Annotated in this window: 21 protein-coding genes; 12 read left to right on the plus strand and 9 right to left on the minus strand. The window is 73.2% G+C overall.

All coding sequences use genetic code 11. The annotated features are described in order from the left end of the window. The first annotated feature begins 18 nt into the window (after positions 1–18). Entirely contained in the window at positions 19–795 is a 777-nt protein-coding gene (locus tag ACT01A_RS06990) for a class I SAM-dependent DNA methyltransferase (RefSeq protein WP_445151522.1), read from the plus strand. Here the strand turns inward: ACT01A_RS06990 and ACT01A_RS06995 are convergent. Both ACT01A_RS06995 and ACT01A_RS07000 read right to left on the minus strand, forming a co-directional pair. Beyond that, positions 790–2,436: a SulP family inorganic anion transporter gene (locus tag ACT01A_RS06995; RefSeq protein WP_445151523.1), complete on the minus strand. Its 1,647-nt coding sequence runs from the start codon at positions 2,434–2,436 to the stop codon at positions 790–792. The two genes, ACT01A_RS06990 and ACT01A_RS06995, sit on opposite strands and share 6 nt — an antisense overlap. Continuing rightward, entirely contained in the window at positions 2,433–3,311 is an 879-nt protein-coding gene (locus ACT01A_RS07000) for a formylglycine-generating enzyme family protein (RefSeq protein WP_445151524.1), read from the minus strand. Before ACT01A_RS07000 ends, ACT01A_RS06995 begins: the two co-directional genes overlap by 4 nt. Positions 3,312–3,402: 91 nt before the next feature. Here ACT01A_RS07000 and ACT01A_RS07005 point away from each other — a divergent pair, with 91 nt between their 5' ends. Genes ACT01A_RS07005 through ACT01A_RS07020 form a run of 4 tightly spaced genes read left to right on the plus strand, consistent with a single transcriptional unit; the run spans position 3,403 to position 6,904 of the window. Further along, positions 3,403–5,064 carry a SulP family inorganic anion transporter gene (locus tag ACT01A_RS07005; protein ID WP_445151525.1) on the plus strand — a complete coding sequence of 554 codons (1,662 nt, stop codon included), beginning with the start codon at positions 3,403–3,405 and terminating at the stop codon, positions 5,062–5,064. Next, positions 5,061–6,119, plus strand: coding sequence for an AI-2E family transporter (locus tag ACT01A_RS07010; protein WP_445151526.1), 1,059 nt, complete (start codon positions 5,061–5,063; stop codon positions 6,117–6,119). The genes ACT01A_RS07005 and ACT01A_RS07010 overlap by 4 nt, the downstream gene beginning before the upstream one ends. Positions 6,120–6,155: 36 nt before the next feature. Next, on the plus strand, positions 6,156–6,578 hold the full coding sequence (locus tag ACT01A_RS07015; RefSeq protein ID WP_445151527.1) for a DUF6325 family protein: 423 nt from the start codon (positions 6,156–6,158) through the stop codon (positions 6,576–6,578). After that, positions 6,578–6,904, plus strand: coding sequence for an SHOCT domain-containing protein (locus ACT01A_RS07020; RefSeq protein WP_445151528.1), 327 nt, complete (start codon positions 6,578–6,580; stop codon positions 6,902–6,904). The genes ACT01A_RS07015 and ACT01A_RS07020 overlap by 1 nt, the downstream gene beginning before the upstream one ends. Here ACT01A_RS07020 and ACT01A_RS07025 read toward each other — a convergent pair. The 4 genes from ACT01A_RS07025 to ACT01A_RS07040 form a co-directional block, all read right to left on the minus strand. Continuing rightward, positions 6,852–8,465: a SulP family inorganic anion transporter gene (locus ACT01A_RS07025; RefSeq protein ID WP_445151529.1), complete on the minus strand. Its 1,614-nt coding sequence runs from the start codon at positions 8,463–8,465 to the stop codon at positions 6,852–6,854. The two genes, ACT01A_RS07020 and ACT01A_RS07025, sit on opposite strands and share 53 nt — an antisense overlap. A gap of 130 nt (positions 8,466–8,595) precedes the next feature. Next, positions 8,596–9,039: a hypothetical protein gene (locus ACT01A_RS07030; protein WP_445151530.1), complete on the minus strand. Its 444-nt coding sequence runs from the start codon at positions 9,037–9,039 to the stop codon at positions 8,596–8,598. Next, the gene (locus tag ACT01A_RS07035) at positions 9,036–9,596 is read right to left on the minus strand and encodes an HdeD family acid-resistance protein (protein WP_445151531.1); all 561 of its coding nucleotides are present in this window, start codon (positions 9,594–9,596) and stop codon (positions 9,036–9,038) included. Before ACT01A_RS07035 ends, ACT01A_RS07030 begins: the two co-directional genes overlap by 4 nt. After that, a complete protein-coding gene (locus ACT01A_RS07040; protein ID WP_445151532.1) occupies positions 9,593–10,006 on the minus strand; it encodes a DUF7144 family membrane protein in 414 nt (137 codons plus the stop codon). Before ACT01A_RS07040 ends, ACT01A_RS07035 begins: the two co-directional genes overlap by 4 nt. A gap of 89 nt (positions 10,007–10,095) precedes the next feature. On the opposite strand from ACT01A_RS07040, the gene ACT01A_RS07045 reads away from it, so the two are divergent. From ACT01A_RS07045 to ACT01A_RS07055, 3 genes are all read left to right on the plus strand, one after another. Further along, on the plus strand, positions 10,096–11,157 hold the full coding sequence (locus tag ACT01A_RS07045; RefSeq protein ID WP_445151533.1) for a hypothetical protein: 1,062 nt from the start codon (positions 10,096–10,098) through the stop codon (positions 11,155–11,157). Between the two features lie 85 nt (positions 11,158–11,242). Continuing rightward, complete coding sequence (locus tag ACT01A_RS07050) at positions 11,243–13,270, plus strand: phage holin family protein (RefSeq protein ID WP_445151534.1); 2,028 nt, start codon at positions 11,243–11,245, stop codon at positions 13,268–13,270. Next, entirely contained in the window at positions 13,267–14,049 is a 783-nt protein-coding gene (locus ACT01A_RS07055; RefSeq protein WP_445151535.1) for an MBL fold metallo-hydrolase, read from the plus strand. Before ACT01A_RS07050 ends, ACT01A_RS07055 begins: the two co-directional genes overlap by 4 nt. On the opposite strand, the gene ACT01A_RS07060 is transcribed toward ACT01A_RS07055, so the two are convergent. Beyond that, positions 13,994–14,563 (minus strand): HdeD family acid-resistance protein, encoded by a 570-nt coding sequence (locus ACT01A_RS07060; protein WP_445151536.1) that lies wholly within the window; start codon positions 14,561–14,563, stop codon positions 13,994–13,996. The genes ACT01A_RS07055 and ACT01A_RS07060 overlap by 56 nt on opposite strands. A 72-nt stretch (positions 14,564–14,635) precedes the next feature. On the opposite strand from ACT01A_RS07060, the gene ACT01A_RS07065 reads away from it, so the two are divergent. Then, positions 14,636–15,757, plus strand: coding sequence for an NAD(P)/FAD-dependent oxidoreductase (locus ACT01A_RS07065; RefSeq protein WP_445151537.1), 1,122 nt, complete (start codon positions 14,636–14,638; stop codon positions 15,755–15,757). On the opposite strand, the gene ACT01A_RS07070 is transcribed toward ACT01A_RS07065, so the two are convergent. Further along, a complete protein-coding gene (locus ACT01A_RS07070) occupies positions 15,758–16,111 on the minus strand; it encodes an STAS domain-containing protein (RefSeq protein ID WP_445151538.1) in 354 nt (117 codons plus the stop codon). A 115-nt stretch (positions 16,112–16,226) separates the two neighbouring features. Here ACT01A_RS07070 and ACT01A_RS07075 point away from each other — a divergent pair, with 115 nt between their 5' ends. Together ACT01A_RS07075 and mreC are read left to right on the plus strand one after the other, a co-directional pair. Next, on the plus strand, positions 16,227–16,916 hold the full coding sequence (locus ACT01A_RS07075; protein WP_445151539.1) for a fumarylacetoacetate hydrolase family protein: 690 nt from the start codon (positions 16,227–16,229) through the stop codon (positions 16,914–16,916). Between the two features lie 41 nt (positions 16,917–16,957). After that, the gene (gene mreC / locus ACT01A_RS07080) at positions 16,958–17,857 is read left to right on the plus strand and encodes a rod shape-determining protein MreC (RefSeq protein WP_445151540.1); all 900 of its coding nucleotides are present in this window, start codon (positions 16,958–16,960) and stop codon (positions 17,855–17,857) included. Between the two features lie 2 nt (positions 17,858–17,859). Here mreC and ACT01A_RS07085 read toward each other — a convergent pair whose 3' ends face one another. Beyond that, positions 17,860–18,282, minus strand: a complete 423-nt coding sequence (locus ACT01A_RS07085) for a nuclear transport factor 2 family protein (protein ID WP_445151541.1) — start codon at positions 18,280–18,282, stop codon at positions 17,860–17,862. Between the two features lie 67 nt (positions 18,283–18,349). Between ACT01A_RS07085 and ACT01A_RS07090 the strand changes: the two genes are divergently transcribed. Next, entirely contained in the window at positions 18,350–19,183 is an 834-nt protein-coding gene (locus ACT01A_RS07090) for a fumarylacetoacetate hydrolase family protein (protein WP_445151542.1), read from the plus strand. Positions 19,184–19,190 lie beyond the last annotated feature (7 nt).

The raw sequence follows: 19,190 nt of genomic DNA on the forward strand, positions 1-19,190 counted from the left end.
GCGAAAGGAGGTCCTGTGGTGAGCGTGTCTCCCTCGACCGCGGCCTACGACGCGTTCGCGCCGTTCTACGACATCCTGGCCCGCGATCAGGACTATGACTGGTGGTGGTCGGAGATGCTCGCGCTGGCTACGGGCGCTGGGCTACCCGACAACGGCGTCCGCGCGCTCGACGTCGCCTGCGGAACCGGCAAGAGCACCGCGCCGCTCGTCGCGCGCGGCTGGGAGGTCGTCGGCGTCGACATCTCCGCCGGCATGCTCGCGCAGGCGCGCCGGACTCTCGGCCCTGACGTGCCGCTGATCCGGCACGACATGCGGGAGCTGTCCGTGCTCGGGACGTTTGATCTCGTCTCCGCGCTAAGCGACGCCGTCAACCACCTGCTCGACACCCAGCAGCTGTCTGACGCCTTCTCCAGCTTCCATCGCAACCTCGCGCCGGGCGGCGTCTTGGTGTTCGACGTCGTCACGCTCGGCGGGCTCCGGACTCTAGACACCCTCGTCCAGCAGGAGCCTGGGCGGATCGTGATGCTCAACAGCGGCGCCAGCCCGGACTTCGCGCCCGGCACGACGATGCGCGGGGAGTTCGTCGTGTTGGAGCAACGCACCGGCTTTCGCTGGGAGTCCCGTCGCGTCCCCCACCTGCAGCGCCACTTCACCGACGCCGAGATCCGCGATGGGCTGGCCGCCGCCGACCTGGAGCTCCATGGCGTCTACGGGTTGAGCGACAGGACGATCGCGAGGCCGGTCGACGAGCTCAACGACGAGCGGGCGATCTACATCGTGCGCCGGCCGTCATGAGGAGACGGGGCGAGCGGTGCTCGGACGCGTGGCCTCGAGATCCGCGACGAACGCCACGCGTTCCGAGGCGCCCGTGCGGTCGAGCGTCACTCGTGCATCGGCGCGCACGGAGGCGAGGGTGAATGTGGTGCCGTGGGCGGCGAGGGCGTCGGCCAGCTCGCCGAGCGCGTCAGCAGCCTGGACGTCGAGGCGCGAGCTGGGCGAGAGGTCGAGGACGACGTGGGCGACCGGCGTTCCGAGGCGCAAGATGGTGTCCTTGACGCCCTCGACGTTGGCATAGAACAACGGGCCGTCGGCGCGCAGCACCACCGTGTCGTCCGGGATCCACCCCGTGCCGTCGGTGGCCGCGTTGCGGGTCCAACTACCCGTCGCGTCGTCGCGCGCGAGCGGGGACACCGAGACCCCGGCCAGGAGCCGGATCACGTAGATCAACGTCAGCCCGGCGGTCACCACCAGGCCTTGCAACACGCCGAGCGCCAGCACGCCGGTCAGCGCCAGGCCCGCGAAGACCGCCGCGCTGCGGCGCACGTGCGCGATCCGCCGCAGCTCGCGCACGTCCCAGAACCCGGCGACCGCAACGATTACCACCGCGGCGAGCGTCGCCTGCGGCAGGTCGGTGAAGACACCACCGAGGAAGGCGCCGGTCAACAACACCAACACGGCGCAGACGACCGCGGTCAGCGGCGTGCGGCCGCCCGCGCCTTCGGCCGCCGCGGTCTGGCTGGCGCCACCGGACTGCACGAAGCCCGACGACAACCCGGCCAGCAGGTTGGACGCACCCAAGGCCATCAGGTCGCGGGCCGGCTCGATGCGCTCATCGTGCCGCGCGGCCAGCGCGCGCGAGACCCCGACCGCCTCGGCGCTCATGATCAGCACGCCCAACGCGGGCGCGAACAGGTTCACCAGGTCGCTCACCGAGACGTCCGGGACCGCGACGTCGGGCAGCGCGCGCGGGATGCGCCCGACGGTGTCGACGCCGTGGCCGTGGAGGTCGAGCAGCGCGGACAGGACGATCGCGCCGCCCAGGACGATGAGCGGCGCGGGCAGGCGCGGGGCGATGCGACGCAGGCCCAGCAGCGCGGCGACGCTCGCCGCGGCGACCACGGCGGTCTCCGCGTGCACGTCGTCGACGTGTCGCCACAGCGCGCCGAGCCGGTCGAAGAACGTCCCCTCCGCCCCCGGCAGGCCCAGCGCCGCCGGCACCTGCGCGATCGCCACGGTCAACCCCACGCCGAACAGGAACCCGACCATCACCGGCTTGCTGACCAGGTCGGCGATCGCGCCCAGCCCGAGCCGGCCCGCTACCACCAGCACCACCGCGCAGACCAGCGCCAGCGCCGCCGACAACGCCGCGAAGCGCGCCACGTCGCCCCCGGCCAGCGGTCCCACCGCGGCGGCCGAGACCGCCGACGTCGCGGTCGTCGCGCTCACGATCAAAAAGCGCGACGTCCCCAGCCACGCGTAGGCCAGCAGCGCGCCCGGCGCCGCCATCAGCCCCGCCGCCGGTGGCAGCCCGGCGATCTGCGCGTAGGCCACCGCCTGCGGCGCGACGACCGACCAGACGACGATGCCCGCGATCAGATCGGCGCGCAGCCACGCGCGGTCGTACTCGCGCAACCACGCGGGCGCGAGCGCGGTCACGGCCGCACGAGGCAGCGGAACCCCAGGTGCGACGTCGACGTGTCGACCGTCTCGCTCTGCCGCGCCGCCGGCCGATAGCGCAGGCAGTACGACGGCGCGCAGAGGTGCGAGCCGCCCTTGATCACGCGCCGCTCGAAGTGCTCGCCCGGCATCCGCTCCGGCGCGCAGCACGGGTGCGTCCCGCCCGTCGCCCAGCGGTCGGCCGTCCACTCCCACACGTTGCCGCAGACGTCGTACAACCCATAGGCATTGGGTGGAAACGCGCTCACCGGCGACGTCCCCTCGAACCCGTCGCGCAGCGTGTTCTCATACGGGAACCGCCCCTGCCACGTGTTGGCCATCATCTTGTCGCCCGGCGCGAACTCGTCGCCCCAGGCGTACACCTTGCCTTCCAGGCCGCCGCGCGCCGCACGCTCCCACTCGGCCTCGGACGGCAGCGCCTTGCCCGCCCACGCCGCGTAGGCCTCGGCGTCCTCGCAGGCCACGTGGGTCACCGGATGGCGGTGGCGCCCGCGCGTCGCCGACCGCCACGACACGCCCGGCACGTAGGCCCACCACGCGCCCGGCCGCCGCAGGTCGACCGGCCCGTCGGTGCGGTGGAAGACCAGCGACCCGGGCACCAGCGCGGCCGGGTCGGCGTCCGGGTAGTCCGCGGCGTCCAACGGCCGCTCGGCCACCGTCACGTACCCGGTCGCGTCCACGAAGCGCCGGAACTCGGCAACGGTCACCGGGTGCTTGTCCATGAAGAACCCGTGCTCGATCGTCACCGCCCGCACCGGCGTCTCCTCCTCGTAGAACCGGTCTGAGCCCATGATGAACGTCCCGGGCGGGATCCAGGCCATCCCGGGCGGCGCGGCGATCGTGGTCGTCGGCATGCCGCGAACGCTGGCGCCGAGAAGCGTGAGCGGGGATCACCCGCGCGGGGTGAACCGTGGTCACCCCGGCGGCGCGCACCATCGAGCGCACATGGGCACGAAGCTCTTCGCCTCGCTGCACGGATACCGGCGCACGTGGCTGAGCGGTGACCTGCTCGCAGGCCTGACCGTCTGGGCCGTGCTCGTCCCGGAGGCGCTGGCCTACGCCTCGATCGCCGGCGTCTCGCCGGTCGTCGGTCTCTACGCCGCGCCCGGCGCGCTGTTGCTCTACGCGGCGCTGGGCAGCTCGCGCCAGCTCGTGACCGGCCCGATGTCGGCGACCGCCGCGCTCAGCGCCGCCACGGTCGCGGCGCTCGTCACCACAGGAGCTGGCGCTGACCGCTTCGCGGCCATGACCGCTGCGCTGGCGATCGCCACCGGCCTCTGCGCGCTGCTGGCCGGCCTGTTGCGCCTCGGCTTCCTGGCCAGCTTCATCTCCGAGCCGGTCATCAAGGGATTCATCATCGGCTTGGCGCTGACGATCATCATCGGCCAGGTTCCCAAGCTGCTCGGCGTCGGCAAGGACGACGGCGACTTCTTCGAGAAGCTGGTCGGCCTCCTCGGGCGTCTCGGCGACATCGACGGGCTGACGGCACTCATAGGCATTGCCTCGCTCGCCGTCGTCATGGGGCTGCGGAGGGCCGCGCCGCACGTTCCCGGCTCGCTGGTCGCCGTCGCGCTCGGCGTCGCCGTCGTCGACCTCTTCAACCTCGATGGCCACGGCGTGGAGATCGTCGGCCCGATCGCCGGTGGCCTCCCGTCGCTCGGCGCACCCGACGTCAGCGCCCACGACCTCGGCACGCTGGTCCCCGGCGCGATCGGCCTGATGCTCGTCGGCTTCGCCGAGGGCCTCGGTGCGGCCAAGACCTACGCGGCGCGCGAGCACCAGGAGATCGACACCAACCGCGAGCTGTTGGGCCTCGGCGGCGCCAACCTCGCGGCGGGGCTGTCAAGCGGCATGGTGGTCAACGGCAGCCTGAGCAAGACCGCGGTCAACGGCGCCGCGGGCGCGCGCACGCAGGTCTCCGGTCTGGTCGTCGCGGTGCTCACCGTCATCACCCTGCTGCTCCTGACCGGCCTCTTCGAGCACCTTCCCGAGGCGACGCTGGCCGCCGTCGTGATCGCCGCCGTGATCGAGTTGGTGGACATCGAAGCACTGCGCCGCCTCCAGCGCCTGCGCGTCGCGCCGGACTTCATCGCCGCGCTCGCCGCGCTCTTCGGCGTGTTGGTCTTCGACACGCTCCCCGGCCTGTTCATCGGCATCGGCGTCTCGCTCGTGCTGCTGCTCTACCGCGCCAGCCGGCCGCACGTCGCGCGCCTGGGCCGCCGCAACGGCCAGTGGGTCGACACCGCGCGTGATCCAGACGCCGAGCCACCCACCGACGTCGCCGTCCTGCGCGTCGAGGGTCCGCTGTTCTTCGCCAACGCCGACGCCGTGCACCGCGCGCTGCTCGCGGCCGCCGCCGAGCCCGGCATCACCGCCGTCGTCCTGGACGCCGAGACGAGCCCGTCGATCGACGCGACCGCCGCGACGATGCTCGAGCAGGTCGCCGAGGACCTGGCCGCGCGCGGCGCCCGCCTGATCGTCGCCCGCGACGTCGGCGTCGTGCGCGACCTGCTGCGCCGCGCCGGGGCCGACCGCGACCTCTCCGCACTGCACCGCTCGGTCGACGAGGCGGTCGGCGCCGCCCGCGACGAGCGCGCCCGATCGTGAGCGATCGCGGCGTCTCCCCCGGCCTGGCGTCCGCCGCCGCGTGGAGCTGGCGCGCCCTGGTCGTCGCGGGCGCCGCCGCGCTCGGCATCTTCCTGTTCTGGACCCTGCGCGCGTTCGCGATCCCGCTGTTCGTCGCGGTCCTGCTCAGCACCCAGATGCTCCCGGCCACGCGCTGGCTGGCCACGCGCGGGATCCCGCGCCCCGCGGCGATGGTCCTCGTGATGCTCGCGCTGATCGCCGGGCTGGCGCTGCTGACCGTGGTGATCATCGGGTCGTTCGTCAGCCAGCTGGACGAGATCGGCGCGTTCGTCTCCCAAGCCAGTGACGAGATCGCCGACTGGGCCAAGCACAACGACGGGCCGCTGGACCTCGGCGCGTCCCCGGTCGGAGACGCCGCCGGCCAGGTCGGCCCCGCGCTGGCCAGCGCGGGCAAGGCGCTGTTCGGCGGCGTGCTGGGCGGCGCCTCGCTGCTGGTCGAGCTGGTCAGCGGCACGGTCCTCGCGGTCGCGTTCCTGATCTACCTGCTGACCGACGGCGAGAAGGTCGGTGCCTGGCTGATCCGGCGCTTCCGACCCGACCGGCGCCCGGCCGTCGAGCGGATGGCGCTGCGCGGCTGGGCGGCGCTGGGCGGCTACTGCCGCGGCGTCACGCTCGTCGCGGCGTTCGACGCGCTGCTGATCGGCCTCGGCCTGGTCATCCTCGGCGTGCCGATCGCCGGGTCGCTGGCCGCGCTGGTGTTCATGGCGGCGTTCGTGCCGGTCGCCGGCGCGTGGGTCTCGGGCGCGGTCTGCGTCGCGGTGGCGCTGGCGGCTAACGGCGTCGGAACCGCCGCCGTGGTCGCGGTGATCGTGCTCGCGGTGCAGGAGGTCGAGAGCCTCGTGCTCGACCCCATCGTCTACCGCCGCAGCGTGAACCTGCACCCGCTGGCGACGCTCGCCGCGGTGACGGCCGGCGGCATCCTCGCCGGGATCATCGGCGCGTTGATCGCCGTGCCGGTCGTGGCGTTCCTATGGGCCTTGCTCGACGAGCACGACCGGATCGCCCAGGAGGGATGAGGCGGCCTCACCCCCGGCCCGCGGACGATCCGGCCCATGAGCGTGATCGGACCCGTAGAGATCTTGGCGATCGAAGTCGAAGAGCCGGACGTCATCGCACCGGCGATCGCCGCGGCGGTCGACGCCGGGCTGATCCGGATCATCGACATGCTGCTCGTGCGGCGCGAGGCAGACGGCACCGTGACGAGCACCGAGGTGTCCCAGGCCGACGGCGACGCGGCGTCGGCCTGGGCAGACCTGGAGGGCGAGGTCCACGGCCTGGTCAACGACGACGACCTCGCCGCGATCGGCGCGGCGCTGAACCCCGGCGCGGCCGCCGCGCTGGTCGTCTACGAGCACGTCTGGGCGCGGCCGCTGGCCGATGCGCTGCAGGAGGCCGGCGGCCGGATCGCGCTGCGCCACCACATCCCCGCCGCCGACGCGCAGGTCGCGCTGGCCGCCCTGGAAGGAGCAAGCTGATGCCCTTGATCATGCGTCCCGGCCTGGGCGGCGCGCGCTTCGGGCGCCCCGGGCTGCTCGGGCTCGCCGCGCGGACCGCGGTCGTCGCGGGGACCGCCGGAGCGGTGCAGGGCCACATGGCGCACCGCCGGGAGGAGCAGGCGGAGGCCGACGCCTATGAGCAGGCCGCTGCCGCGCCGCCGCCCGCCGCCGCCCCGGCACCGACCGCGGCCTCCACCGACACGACGATCCAGCAGCTCCAGCAGCTCGCCGAGCTCCGCGCCCAGGGCATCCTCACGGATGCGGAGTTGGCGCAGGAGAAGGCGAAGATCCTCGGCTCGCGCTGACCGCGGCGCGGACCGTCGCAAAGCGGCGGTCCGCGGTGATCGGCGTCACGTCCAGCCTCGCGCTCAGCGGCGCCTTCGCGCGCGCCACGCAGACCTCGACCCCCTCCTCCTCCAGCTCGGCGATCAGCCCGCTGAGCGCGTCCAGCCCCGCGGCGTCGACGTGCGACATCCCCTCGGCGTCGAGCACCAGCCGGCGCGGCGGCGTCGGCGCGCCCCGCAGCGCCTCGCGCACGCGGCCCTTGACGTAGCCCGCGTTGGCAAAGAACAAGCGGTCGTCGAGGCGGTAGACGACGACCCCGTCGGTGACCTCCGCGCTGCGGTGCAGCGCGACGTCGGCGTAGCGCCCCAGCCGCGGGACCCAGCCGAGCACCGCGTCGTGCGGGCGCGCGCTGCGGCGCACGACGTCGAGGATCGACAACCCGACCGCCAGCGCGATCGCCTGCAGCACGCCCGCGCCGATCACGCCGCCGGCGGTGAACGCGGCGATCGCCAGCTCGGCGCGGTCGGTCGTCCACAGCGCGCGCCAGGTGCGCGGCTCGATCAGCCCGGCCGCGGCGACGACGATTGCCGCACCTAGCAGCGCCTTGGGCAGGTCGGCGATCGGCCCGGTCAGGAACAGCAGCACGAGCAGGACCGCGCCGGCGGCGACGAGGCTCGACACCTGCGTGCGCGCGCCCATCGCGTCGTTGACCGCGGTGCGCGAGCCGCTGCCGCCGACCGGCATCCCGCGCGTGATCCCCGCCGCCGCGCTGGCGGCGCCCATCGCCAGCAGCTCGCGGTTGGCGTCGACGTGCTGGGCGTGGCGCCCGGCGTAGGCGCGCGCGGTCAGGACCTCGTCGGCGAAGCACAACAGGAACAGGCCGAGCGCCGACGGGATCAAGGCGATGGTGTCGCTCGCGCCCGGCGTCGGCAGCGTCGGCGACGGCAGCCCGGACGGCACGTGGCCGACCAGCGCGACGCCGTGCGCGGCGAGATCCGCCGCGTCGGCCAGCACGATCCCGACCACGACGACGACCAACGCCATCGGCACCTTCGGCACCCAGATCCGTCCGGCGGCCAGCACCACGATCCCGCCGACAGCCACCGCGACGGTCGTCGCATCGGCCCCGTCCGCCTCGCGCACAACCTCCGCCAGCTGGGGCAGCGGGTCGATCGCCGCGATGTCCAACCCCATCAGCTTGCCCAGCTGGCCGATCACCAAGACGACCGCGACGCCGTGGATATAGCCGACCAGCACCGGCCGTGAGAGGTAGTCGGCGATCCACCCCAGCCGCAGCAGCCACGCCGCGACGAAGCACGCCCCGACCAAGAGCGACAACATCGCCGCCAGCTCCGCGGCATCCGCGCTGCCGGGCGCGGCGAGCGGCAGGACCGAGGCTGCCACCAGCGCCGCCAGCGATCCCTCAGGCCCGACGATCAGCGGCCGTGAGGAACCCAGCAACGCGTAGGCCACCGACGGCAGCAGCAAGGCGTACAACCCGATGACCGCGGGCAGCCCGGCGAGCTGCGCGTAGGCCATCCCGGACGGTAGCGCGAGCGCCGCGACGGTCAGACCCGCCACCACGTCGCGCCGCGCCCGCGGCGGCCCGTAGGACGGCAGGTCGCGCGTCAGCGGGACCGCGCGGTGCAGCAGCGGCTCGGCCTCGGCACCACGAAACGGCGAGCGGCCGCCGTAGGCCTCTCCGGCCCGCTCAGCCGTCGTAGCCGTCCTTCACGCCGTCCCAGAACGAGTTGGTCACCGAGTCGTTGGAGTCGCTGAACGACGACGCCCGCGAGCGCAGGTCCTGGACGCTGTCCTGGAGCTTGGTCCGTGCTTGGTCGCGCGCCTCCGCGTCGTCGGAGGTGATCGCGGTGCGCAGGTCTCCGACGACGGAGTTCAGCGAGTCGCGCTGCGCGTCGACCTGCTTGCGCACGCGGCTGCCGACGTCGTCGCTGACGTCGGAGACCGCTTGGCGGACGGCGACCGTCGCGTCCGTCAGCTGCTGGACGTCCTGCGCGTCGCCGAGCTGCGCCAGCGCCTCGCCGACTGCCTTGCCGTTGTCGTGCGCGGTGTCCTCGGGCGAGTCGCCACAGCCCGCGACGGCCAGCGCGACGACCGCGAACGCCGTGGCGAGCGACCGTGCACGGCCGCTCATCGGTTGCCCCCGAAGGCCACCAACAGCTCCAAGGCACCTTGCAGGATCAGCGAGATCCCGACGATCAGCACCAGCGTGCCCAGCGCGATCTGCGGCGAGGCCAGGATGATGATCCCGGCGATCGCGCCGATGATCCCCCAGACGATGTTCCAGACGCGGCCGACCGGGTCGATGACGCCGTGAACGAGCTGCATCACCCCGAGCACGAGCCACCAGAAGCCGAGGATCAGCGCCGCGGTCGCCACCGACGCGCCCGGCCGCACGACGAGCCCCAGCCCGACGAACAGCGCGATCACGCCGACCACGACGTCCAGGACGCGCAGGCCGACCGGCACGTCGCTGGCGCCGATCGCGCGCACGAGGATCCCGATCGCCCAGATCACGAAGTAGATGCCGAACAGCAGGCCGATCGCCAGCAGCGTCGGGCCCGGCCAGACCAGCGCCGCGATCCCGACGAGGATCGACAGCACGCCCGCCACGGCGGCCAGCCAGCGCGGCGGCCCCTGCACTGCGACGTCAGCCCCGAACGGCTCGGCGCCCGGGTAGACCGCGCTCATCGCGCGTAGCCCGTGCGCCCGCCGTGGACGGCGAGCCCGTAGATGATCAGGACGTCGACGCCGAACACGGCCAACGACCACAGCGGCTGGCCCGACACCGACATCAGCGCGCCGATCCCGTTGAGGAACGCCGCGAAGATCCCGAACCAGCGGCCGTAGACGCCGCGTTGGCTGATCGACCACGCGGCGATCAGCTCGAGCACGCCGAGGAAGAGGACGATCCAGCCCCACGTCTTCAGGTTGCTGAACACGAACTCCTGACCACCGGCGAAGAACTTGGAGTTCCCGATGGCCGCGATTCCCCAGACGACGTTCAGCACACCGCTGAGGAGGAAGAGGCACGACGCGAAGACCAGCCAGCCGTCGCCGGGCTGATCGTCGGCGGCGGGAAGTGACGTATGCACGCTCATGCCGGGCACCGTCGCAACGGGCGGGGTGACGAGCCATCACACCGCCGGGGTGAGGCGCGCTCACCCAACGCCGCCCCAGGCTGCGTCGCATGCGCCGCGTGCTCCCGGTCCTTGCCACGTTGCTGTGCGTGGTCGCCGCCCTCGGGGCGTGGGCCGACCGCCAGCTGCTCGACACCGACGAGTTCACGTCGGCGTCTGTCCAACTGCTGCAAGAGCCGGCGGTCCAGGCGACCACCGCCGCCTACCTCGCCGACCAGCTGATCGACGGCCCGCAGGTCGCCGACCGCCTACGCGAGGCGCTGCCGCCGAAGCTGGCGCCGGTGGCCGGGCCGCTGGCCGCGGGCGCCGGCGAGCTGGCCGAGCGGACCGTCCTGCGGATCATGCGCTCGGGCGCGTTCCAGACGCTGTGGGAGGAGAGCACCCGGCGACTGCACCAGCAGCTGACCGCGGTGATCGAGGGCGATGACACGCTGCTGGCGCGCAACGGGATCGTCCTCGACCTGCGACCGCAGCTCGGCGTGCTCGCGCAGCGGCTCGGCGTGACCAACGCGGCGACCGGCGACAAGGCGCGCGTGCGGATCCTGCGTGGTGACAAGCTCGACACCGCGCGCAAGGCGGTCGACGCGCTGCACGCCATGCGCTGGATCAGCGCGGCGTTGGCCATCATCCTGCTCGTCGCGACGGTCGCGGTGTGGCCGACGGTCGCGCGTGGGCTGGTCGTCGCCGGGCTCGTGCTGGTCGTCGGCGCGCTGATCATCCTCGTCGTACGACGGGTCGCCGGCCGCGAGGTCGTCGACGCGCTCGCCAACGGCGGTGCCGCGGCCGACTCGGCGCGCGCGACCTGGTCGGTGCTGACCGGGCTGCTCGCCCAGATCGCCGGGACCGGCATCGTGCTCGGCGCGCTGTGCGTGCTGGGCGGCTGGCTGGCCGGTGCCGGATCGTGGGCGGCGCGCGCCCGCGAGAAGCTGTCGCCCGGCGTCGTCGGCCATCCCGAGATCGCCTACGTCGTCGTCGTGATCGCGATCGTCGCGCTGCTGGCCGCCGGGCTGCTGCCGGCCGCTTCGCGCCCGCTGGCGATCGTGTTGTACTTGGCCTTGGCGGGCGCGGGCGTGTGGGCGCTGCACCGCCAGATGGCGCAGGAGGCGGCGTGACGATGGCCGGCGCCACGGCGCGCGCGAGCACCGAGGGCGCGCTCGGGTCCTACCCGTACGTGGTGAGAGACCGATGATCTGGCGCGTGGTTTCGACCGTCGTGATCGGCGCGGCCGCGCTGCTGGTGGCGAGCGCGATCCTGCCGGGCTTCACGGTCGACGGCGCGGGCGCGGCGATCGCGGCGGTGCTCGTCTCCGGTGCCATCAACGCGCTGCTGTGGCCGCTGTTGATCCGGATCGCGCTGCCGCTGACGGTCGCGACGATCGGGCTGGGTGCGCTGGTTCTCAATGCCCTTGTCCTGCTCGGCACGGCGGCGATCGTCCCCGGCGTCGACCTGGCCGGCGTGTTTGACGGTGTCCTGGCGGTCGTGCTGGTCACCGCGATCACGTCGCTGGGGACCGGGCTGGTGTCGATCAACGACGAGGCGCGCTTCCGCGGCCACCTCGCGCGGCGGCCGAAGCCGAAGAACCCGATCACCACCGACATCCCTGGCCTGCTGATGCTGGAGATCGACGGGCTGGCGCACGAGGTGCTCCAGCGCGCGCTGCGCGACGGGAACGTCCCGGCGCTGGCCGCGTGGATCCACGACGGCAGCCACCAGCTCGTGCGCTGGGAGACCGACTGGTCGTCGCAGACCGGCGCCTGCCAGGCCGGGATCCTGCACGGCAACAACCACGACATGCCCGCGTTTCGCTGGTGGGAGAAGGACACCGGCCGCGCGATCGTCACCAACCACCCGCGCGACGCGGCCGAGATCGAGGCGCGCATCTCGGACGGCAAGGGGCTGCTGCACGACGACGGCGCGTCGCGCGCGAACATCCTCTCCGGCGACGCGCCGCACTCGCTGCTGACCATGTCCACCGTCTTGGACGTGCGGCGTGACCGGCTCGGGCGCGACTACTTCACCTACTTCTCCGATCCCTACAACATGGTCCGCACGCTGTGCCTGGCCGTCGCCGACATGCTCGTCGAGCGGCGCGAGGCGGGCCGGCAGCGGCGCCGCGATGTGCGACCGCGGATCGCGCGCAACTGGTCCTACGCGAGCGTGCGCGCGTTCGCGACCGCGGTCCAGCTCGACCTTCAGGTCGAGACCGTGATCGGCGACCTCGAGGCCGGGCGGCCGACGATCTACACCACCTTCCTGGCCTACGACGAGGTCGCCCACCACTCCGGCCTGGAGCGCCGCGACACGCTGGCGGTGCTGAGCCGCGTCGACCAGCGGATCGCGCGGATCGCCGCCGCGGCCGCCCGTGCGCCGCGTCCCTACGAGGTCGTCGTCCTGAGCGACCACGGCCAGTCTCAAGGCGCGACGTTCCTGCAGCGCCACGGCATGACGCTGGAGGACGTGGTCCGCGAGGCCTGCGGCGCCGACGCGGTGGCCGCGGCGACCGATGCGGAGGACGAGACGCGCGGCCGCCTCGGCGCGGGCCTGGCCGAGGTCGCCGCGAGCGTGGGGCCCGACGGCGCGCGTGGAAAGGCGCTGGCGCGGGCGGAGCGCGCGGTGGTGGCGGAGGATCCGCTCCCGGCCGCGCCGGCGACCGACGCCGACGCCGTCGCCCCTCAGCCGCCGCCCGAGGTCGTCGTGATGGCGTCGGGCAACCTGGGGCTGATCTCGTTCCCACGGCGGCCTGGGCGCGTCACGCGCGAGGCGATCGACGACGCCTACCCGCAACTGCTGGACCGGCTGCGCTCGCATCCCGGGATCGGGTTCGTGCTCGTGCGCGACGAGAGCGGCGAGGACGTCGTGCTCGGCGCCGACGGCGAGCACCGGATCAGCGAAGGTCGCGTGATCGGCGCCGACCCGCTCGCGCCGTTCGGCCCGCGCGCGCCGCTGCACGTCGCGCGCACCGCGCACTTCCCGCACTGCCCGGACCTCGTCGTCAACGGCGCCTACGACCCGCAGCTCGGCGAGGTCGGCGCGTTCGAGGAGCTCGTCGGCTCGCACGGCGGCCTCGGCGGGGCACAGAGCTTCCCGTTCCTCATGGCGCCCGCGTCGCTGCCGCTGCCCGAGGGCGACATCGTCGGCGCCGAGGCCGTCCACCGGCTGCTGCGCTCCTGGCTAGCGCAGCTCGGCCACACGGCGTTCGCCGACACGCCCGCGATCGTGCCGTGAGCGACGGCGACCGCCTGCGCTGGCTGGGCCACGCGACCGTCGAGCTGGTGCTCGGCGACACCGTCCTGTTGACCGACCCGGTCCTGCGCCGGCGCGTCGGCCATCTCCAGCGCGCGACGCCGCCGGTCGCGCCCCCACCGCGCGTCGACGCCGTCCTGCTCTCGCACCTGCACCGCGACCACCTCGACGTCCCGAGCCTGCGTCGACTCGGCGACAACTACACCTTGATCGTCCCGCGCGGCGCGAGACGCTTCCTGCCGGCGGCGTTGCGCGCGCGGGCCACCGAGCTCGCGGTCGGCGACGCCACGCGGGTCGGCTCCGTGGAGATCCGCGCCGTCCCCGCCCGCCACGACGGCCGCCGTCACCCGCTCCAGCCCTCCGCCTCCGCCGCCGACGCGCTCGGGTTCGTGATCGCGGCGCCCGACGATGGCCCGCGCGTCTACTTCGCTGGCGACACCGACCTCTTCGACGGCATGGCGCGGATCGGCGCCGGTGGCCTCGACGTCGCGCTGCTGCCCGTCGCCGGCTGGGGCCCGCGGCTGGGGCCCGGCCACCTCGACCCGCCGCGCGCCGCCCGCGCCGCCGCGCTCCTGAACCCGGTGATCGCGGTGCCGATCCACTGGGCGACGCTCGTTCCCGCCACGCTGCGCCGCGGACGCGCCGCGCTACTGACCGCACCCGGCCCGGCCTTCGCCGCGGCCACGCGCCTCACGGCGCCAGAAGTCAAGGTGATGGTGTTGCCACCTGGAGGGACGTTGCCGCTGGTCCCTTCCGTCTGAGCCCGCGCGCGACCAGCACGCCGCCGTGGATGACGAACGCGATCCCGACGATCGTCGCCAGCGTGCGCAGCGAGATCTCGGGCAGCGCGAGCACGACGATCCCCAGCGCGACGTCGATCACGCCGCCGAAGGCGACCAGCACGCGCCGCTCGGTCCCGCCCAGCAGCGAGCGCACGAGCTCGACGAGCCCCGAGACGATCAGCCACGCGCCGAGCGCGACGACCAGCACGAGCAGCGTCTCCCCCGGCCGCCGCAGCACGACGATCCCGCCGAGCACCGCGAAGATCCCGAGCACCACGCGCAGCGTTTTGCCGTCGGCGTCCTCGTCGCCGAGCGCCTCGCCGACGGCCAGCGCGCCCAAGATCATCAGGTTGATCCCGGAGATCAGCGCGAGCGCCAACAGCGTGATCTTCGGGTAGGCGATCGCCAGCACGCCGGCGATCGCCGAGATTGCGCCGCAGGCGACCACCGCCCAAGCCGGTACGCCGATCGGAGGACGGTCGCCTGCAGCCATGACGACAGGTTGCGCGCGACCGGGGTGATCGGCCCTCACCCGGTTCGGGTGGTCTGAATAGGATCCCCGCCCATGAAGCCGCACGTCGTCATCCTCGGCGCCGGGTTCGCGGGCCTCGAGCTCGCCACCCGCCTCAGCGAGGCCCTTCCGGACGCCGTGCGCGTCACGCTGATCGACCGCAACGACGTGTGGAACTTCGGCTTTGACAAGTTGGAGGTCATGCTCGGCCGCGCGACGGCGGAGTCGGTGCGGCTGCCCTACAGCGCGATCGACAAGCCGGGCGTGGAGTTCCGCCAGGAGACGGTCACGGCGATCGACCCGGCGGCCAAGCGCGTCACGACCGATGCGGGCGAGTACGAGGCCGACTACCTCGTCATCGCGATGGGCGCCGACTACGACTTCGCGGCGACGCCGGGCTTCGCCGAGGGCGGGCACGAGTACTACACCTTGGCCGGCGCCGAGAAGCTGCGCGACGCGCTAGCGACGTTCGAGGGCGGCAAGATCCTGCTGTCGGTCCTCGCCCAGCCGTTCAAGTGCCCGCCCGCGCCGTTCGAGGGCGCCTTCCTGTTCCACGAGCACTTCACCCAGCGAGGGATCCGCGACCAGGTCGACCTGTCGATCGCGTTCCCGATGCAGCGGCCCGTGCCGGTCACCGGCGAGGTCTCGGCGATGTTCCGCGAGGGCCTCGCCGCGCGCGGGATCACCGAGCTGCCCCAGACCAAGGTCGTCTCGATCGACCCGGCCACCAACACCGCGCAGACCGAGTCCGGCGACACGCTGGACTACGACCTCTTCGTCGGCATCCCGGTCCACCGCGCGCCCGCGCCGCTGGGCGGCTGGGTCTCCGTCGACCAGTCCAACCTGCGCACGGAGCACCCCGGCGTCTACGCGGTCGGCGACGTCAGCACCGGCGCGCGCAACGTGCCCAAGGCGGGGATTTTCGCCGAGGCCGCCGCGACCGTCGTCGCGGGCGACATCGTCGCCGAGATCACCGGCGGCGAGGCCCCGGCGCCCTACGAGGGCTGGGGCATTTGCTACGCGGAGTTCGGCGACGGCCTAGTCAGCAAGGTCGAGGTGAACTTCCTGGCCGGCGACGCGCCGCAGGCGCAGCGCAACGACCCTTCGGAGGCGTTCGCCGCCGAGAAGGCGGAGTTCGGGTCCTCGCGCCGCGCGCGCTGGTTCGGGCTGGAGTAGCTACTCGCCGCGCACCGACGCGATGCTGTCGGCCAGCGGCAGCGTCAGGTCAAAGGCGGTGATCCGGAAGATGTCGCGGACCTCTGGGCGCGAGCCGGCGACCACGAACTCGTAGCCCTCCTCGCGCGCACGGCGATGCTCGTGGAGCAGCGTCTTCAGCCCGGTGGAGTCGACGAACGTCAGCTCCGAGAAGTCCAGCGCGACGATGTTCGGCGGCTTGGGCAGGGCGTCGAGGACGGCGGCCAGCTCGTCGCGCGTGTTGAGGTCTAGCTCGCCCGCGACCTTGACGACGTGCAGCGTCTCGTCGCTCTGCACGTCGAGGGTCAGCGTTCCTGCCTGCTCGGGGATGGGCATTCCGTGCACTCCAAAAAGGGGGTTGCGTGGGTGGTGGTTTGGGGACGCCCTTACCCGCCTCGGGCCCAACTCAGCCGCGGATCGCGCAAGCGCCTGGGCATCTAGGGTGCAGCCCATGTCCGACCCGCGCATCGCTGCCGGAATGGCCCGCCAGCTCGCCCGCCGCGACGCCGCCATCGCGGGCGGCGCCAGCCTCCGCGGATGGAAGGTCGCATTCTCGACGCCCGCCGCGCAGCAGGCCGCCGGCGTCAACCAGCCGCTGGTCGGCTGGCTGGCCGACACGTCGGAGCTGCCGTCCGGCGCGACGATCGACGTGGCCGGCTGGACCAAGCCGACCGTGGAGGCCGAGCTGGCGATCCACGTCGGCGCCGACGTCGCGCCCGGCGGGACCCTCCAGGACGCCGCCGCGGCGATCGCGGCCGTGGGCACCGCCATCGAGGTCGTCGACCTCGACCGCCCCACCTCCGAGGTCGAGGACGTCACGGCCGCCGGCCTCTTCCACCGCCATTACGTCCTCGGCACCGCCGACCCCGCACGCGCGGGCGGCGACGCGAGCGGTGTGACGATCAGCGGCGCGCTCGACGGTGAGACCTACAACGCCCAGCCCGACCCGACCGCGATCATCGGCGCCCTGGCGCAGGTCACCCGCTTCGTCGCCGACGAGCTCGGCCGTCACGGCGAGACCCTCCGCGCGGGCGAGGTCATTTTGGCCGGCTCCGCCCTCCCCCTTCAGCCGGTCGCCGCCGGCCAGCGCCTGGACGTCGACGCCGGCCCGCTCGGCACGCTGACGTTGACCTTCGCGTGAAGACGACGCCGGGCGTGACGGGCTAACGTCTGCGGGCCAACTTGCCCGCTTATCGCCCGCATCCCGACGAGACGATCCGCCGCCGGCGCCGCGCTGCGCTCGGCGCCGCGTTCGTCGCCGTGCTCCTGATCCTCGTGCTCTCTGGGATCGGCCCGTTCGCCGACGTCCGACGCGGGATCTCCGCGGTCTCGGGCCCGGTCGGCGACGGCGTCTCCAAGACCGTCAAGCCGTTCGACAACCTGTTCGGCTGGATCGACGACACGATCACCGCCAAGGGCAAGGTCGACGACGTCCGCAAGGAGCGCGACGCCTTCCGCGACCTCGCGATCCGCGGCCAGGCCGCCGCCACGCAGAACCCGCAGCTCGTGGGCCTGGAGACGATGGACCGCCAGCCATCGGACCTGAAGCCCTACGGCCCGGTCACCGCGCGCGTGCTCGTCCGCTACCCGACGGTCTGGTACACGAAGATGACGATCGCCAAGGGCGCGGCGTCGGGCATCAAGGTCGACCAGCCGGTGATCGCCGCCGACGGCTCCGGCCCCGACGACCGCGGGCTGATCGGCAAGATCGAGAGCGTCAAGGAGGACTCGGCGGTCGTGCGGCTGCTGACCAACGCCAGCGTCGCGGTCGGTGCCAAGACCGCCGACGGCGACTCCGCCGGGACGCTCGGCACCGCCGCCGGCAACCCGCGCGACCTCGAGCTCAAGCCGGTCCCGGCCAAGACCGACATCGCCGAGAACACGCTGATCGTCACCGAGGGCACGGTCTCCTCGCGCTCCGACCTACAGTCGATCTACCCGCCTGATCTCCAGATCGGGCGCGTCTCGAAGATCGACGACGAAGGCACCGTCGACCAGGTCCCCCACGTGGAGCTTCTGGTCAACCCGCGCAAGGTCCAGTACGTGCAGGTGCTGACCAAGCGCTACAACGGCAACCGCTAGCGCTATGCCGACGCGTCGGCGCCGGGCACGGTCAGCCCGGCGGCCTCCAACGCGCCGCTCGCCGAGCCGAACGTCCGCCCGTAGACGATCAGCCCGTCCTGGACCCGCCACAGCCATCCGGCGGGCGCGTCGATGACGCGGCCCGCGCCCCAGGCGTAGACGCGGCCGGTGGCGACGACGATCCCGCTGTCCAGCTCGTGGTAGGCGTCGGGGACGGGGCGCAGCTCCTGCCAGATCTGCGCGACGTCCTCCATGTAGCGCCGCAGCCCGGCGTGGCCGCGGTAGGGCTCACCGGCCGCGGCGATCTGCGCGGTCTGGGGCTCGAAGACCATCTCGCGGCTGCAAAGCACGATGAGCCCTTCGACGTCGCGTTGCTCGAACGCGGCCATGAACTGCTGGACGATCTCGACGTTCCGGGACGCCACGGTCGGTGCACTATGGCAAGGGACGCTGCCTCGGTGAACACTGAGCGGTTCCCGGTAGCGTCCGCGCATGCGCCTGGTGACGTTCCGTGATCCCCACAACGCGACGCGTGTCGGTCGTCTGGACGGCGATCGCGTCGTCGAGCTGGCGGCCACGTCGATGCTCGACTGGCTGCGCGGCGACGGGCACGAGCCGACCGGGCGCGACCACGCGCTCGCCGACGTCGCGCTGCTGGCGCCCGTGCCGGTGCCGCCGTCGGTCCGCGACTTCTTCGCCTACGAGGGCCACGTCGCCACCGGCTGGCGGCTGCGCGGCGGCGAGATCCCGGAAGCGTGGTATGCGGCGCCGGTCTTCTACTTCTCCAACCCGGCCTCCATCCAGGGCCCGGGCCAGCCGGTGCGCCGGCCGCAGGACTCCCAGCGTCTGGACTTCGAGCTGGAGATCGCGGCGGTGATCGGCGAGGACGGCGAGATCGCGGGCTACACGCTGTTCAACGACTGGAGCGCGCGGGATCTCCAGCGCACCGAGATGACCGTCGGGTTGGGCCCGGCGAAAGGCAAGGACTTCGCGACGTCGATCGGGCCGTGGCTGGCGACGCCCGACGAGCTGACGATCGAGGACGGGCGGATCCGGCTGGAGGCGAGCGTGTCGGTCAACGGCCAGGAGGTCTCGCGGTCTGACGCGGGCGCGATGCACTGGTCATGGCCGCAGCTCGTCGCGCACGCGGCGCGCGAGACGGTGCTCAGGCCCGGCGACATCCTCGGCTCGGGCACGTTGCACCGCGGCTGCCTGCTGGAGCTCAACGCCGAGCGCGCGCCCGAGGACGTGCGCTGGCTGGAGCCGGGCGACGAGGTGACGATCGCGGCGCCGGGGCTGGGCGCGCTGAGCGCGCCGATCGTCTAGACGGCGC

This window comes from Baekduia sp. Peel2402, from assembly GCF_052567285.1.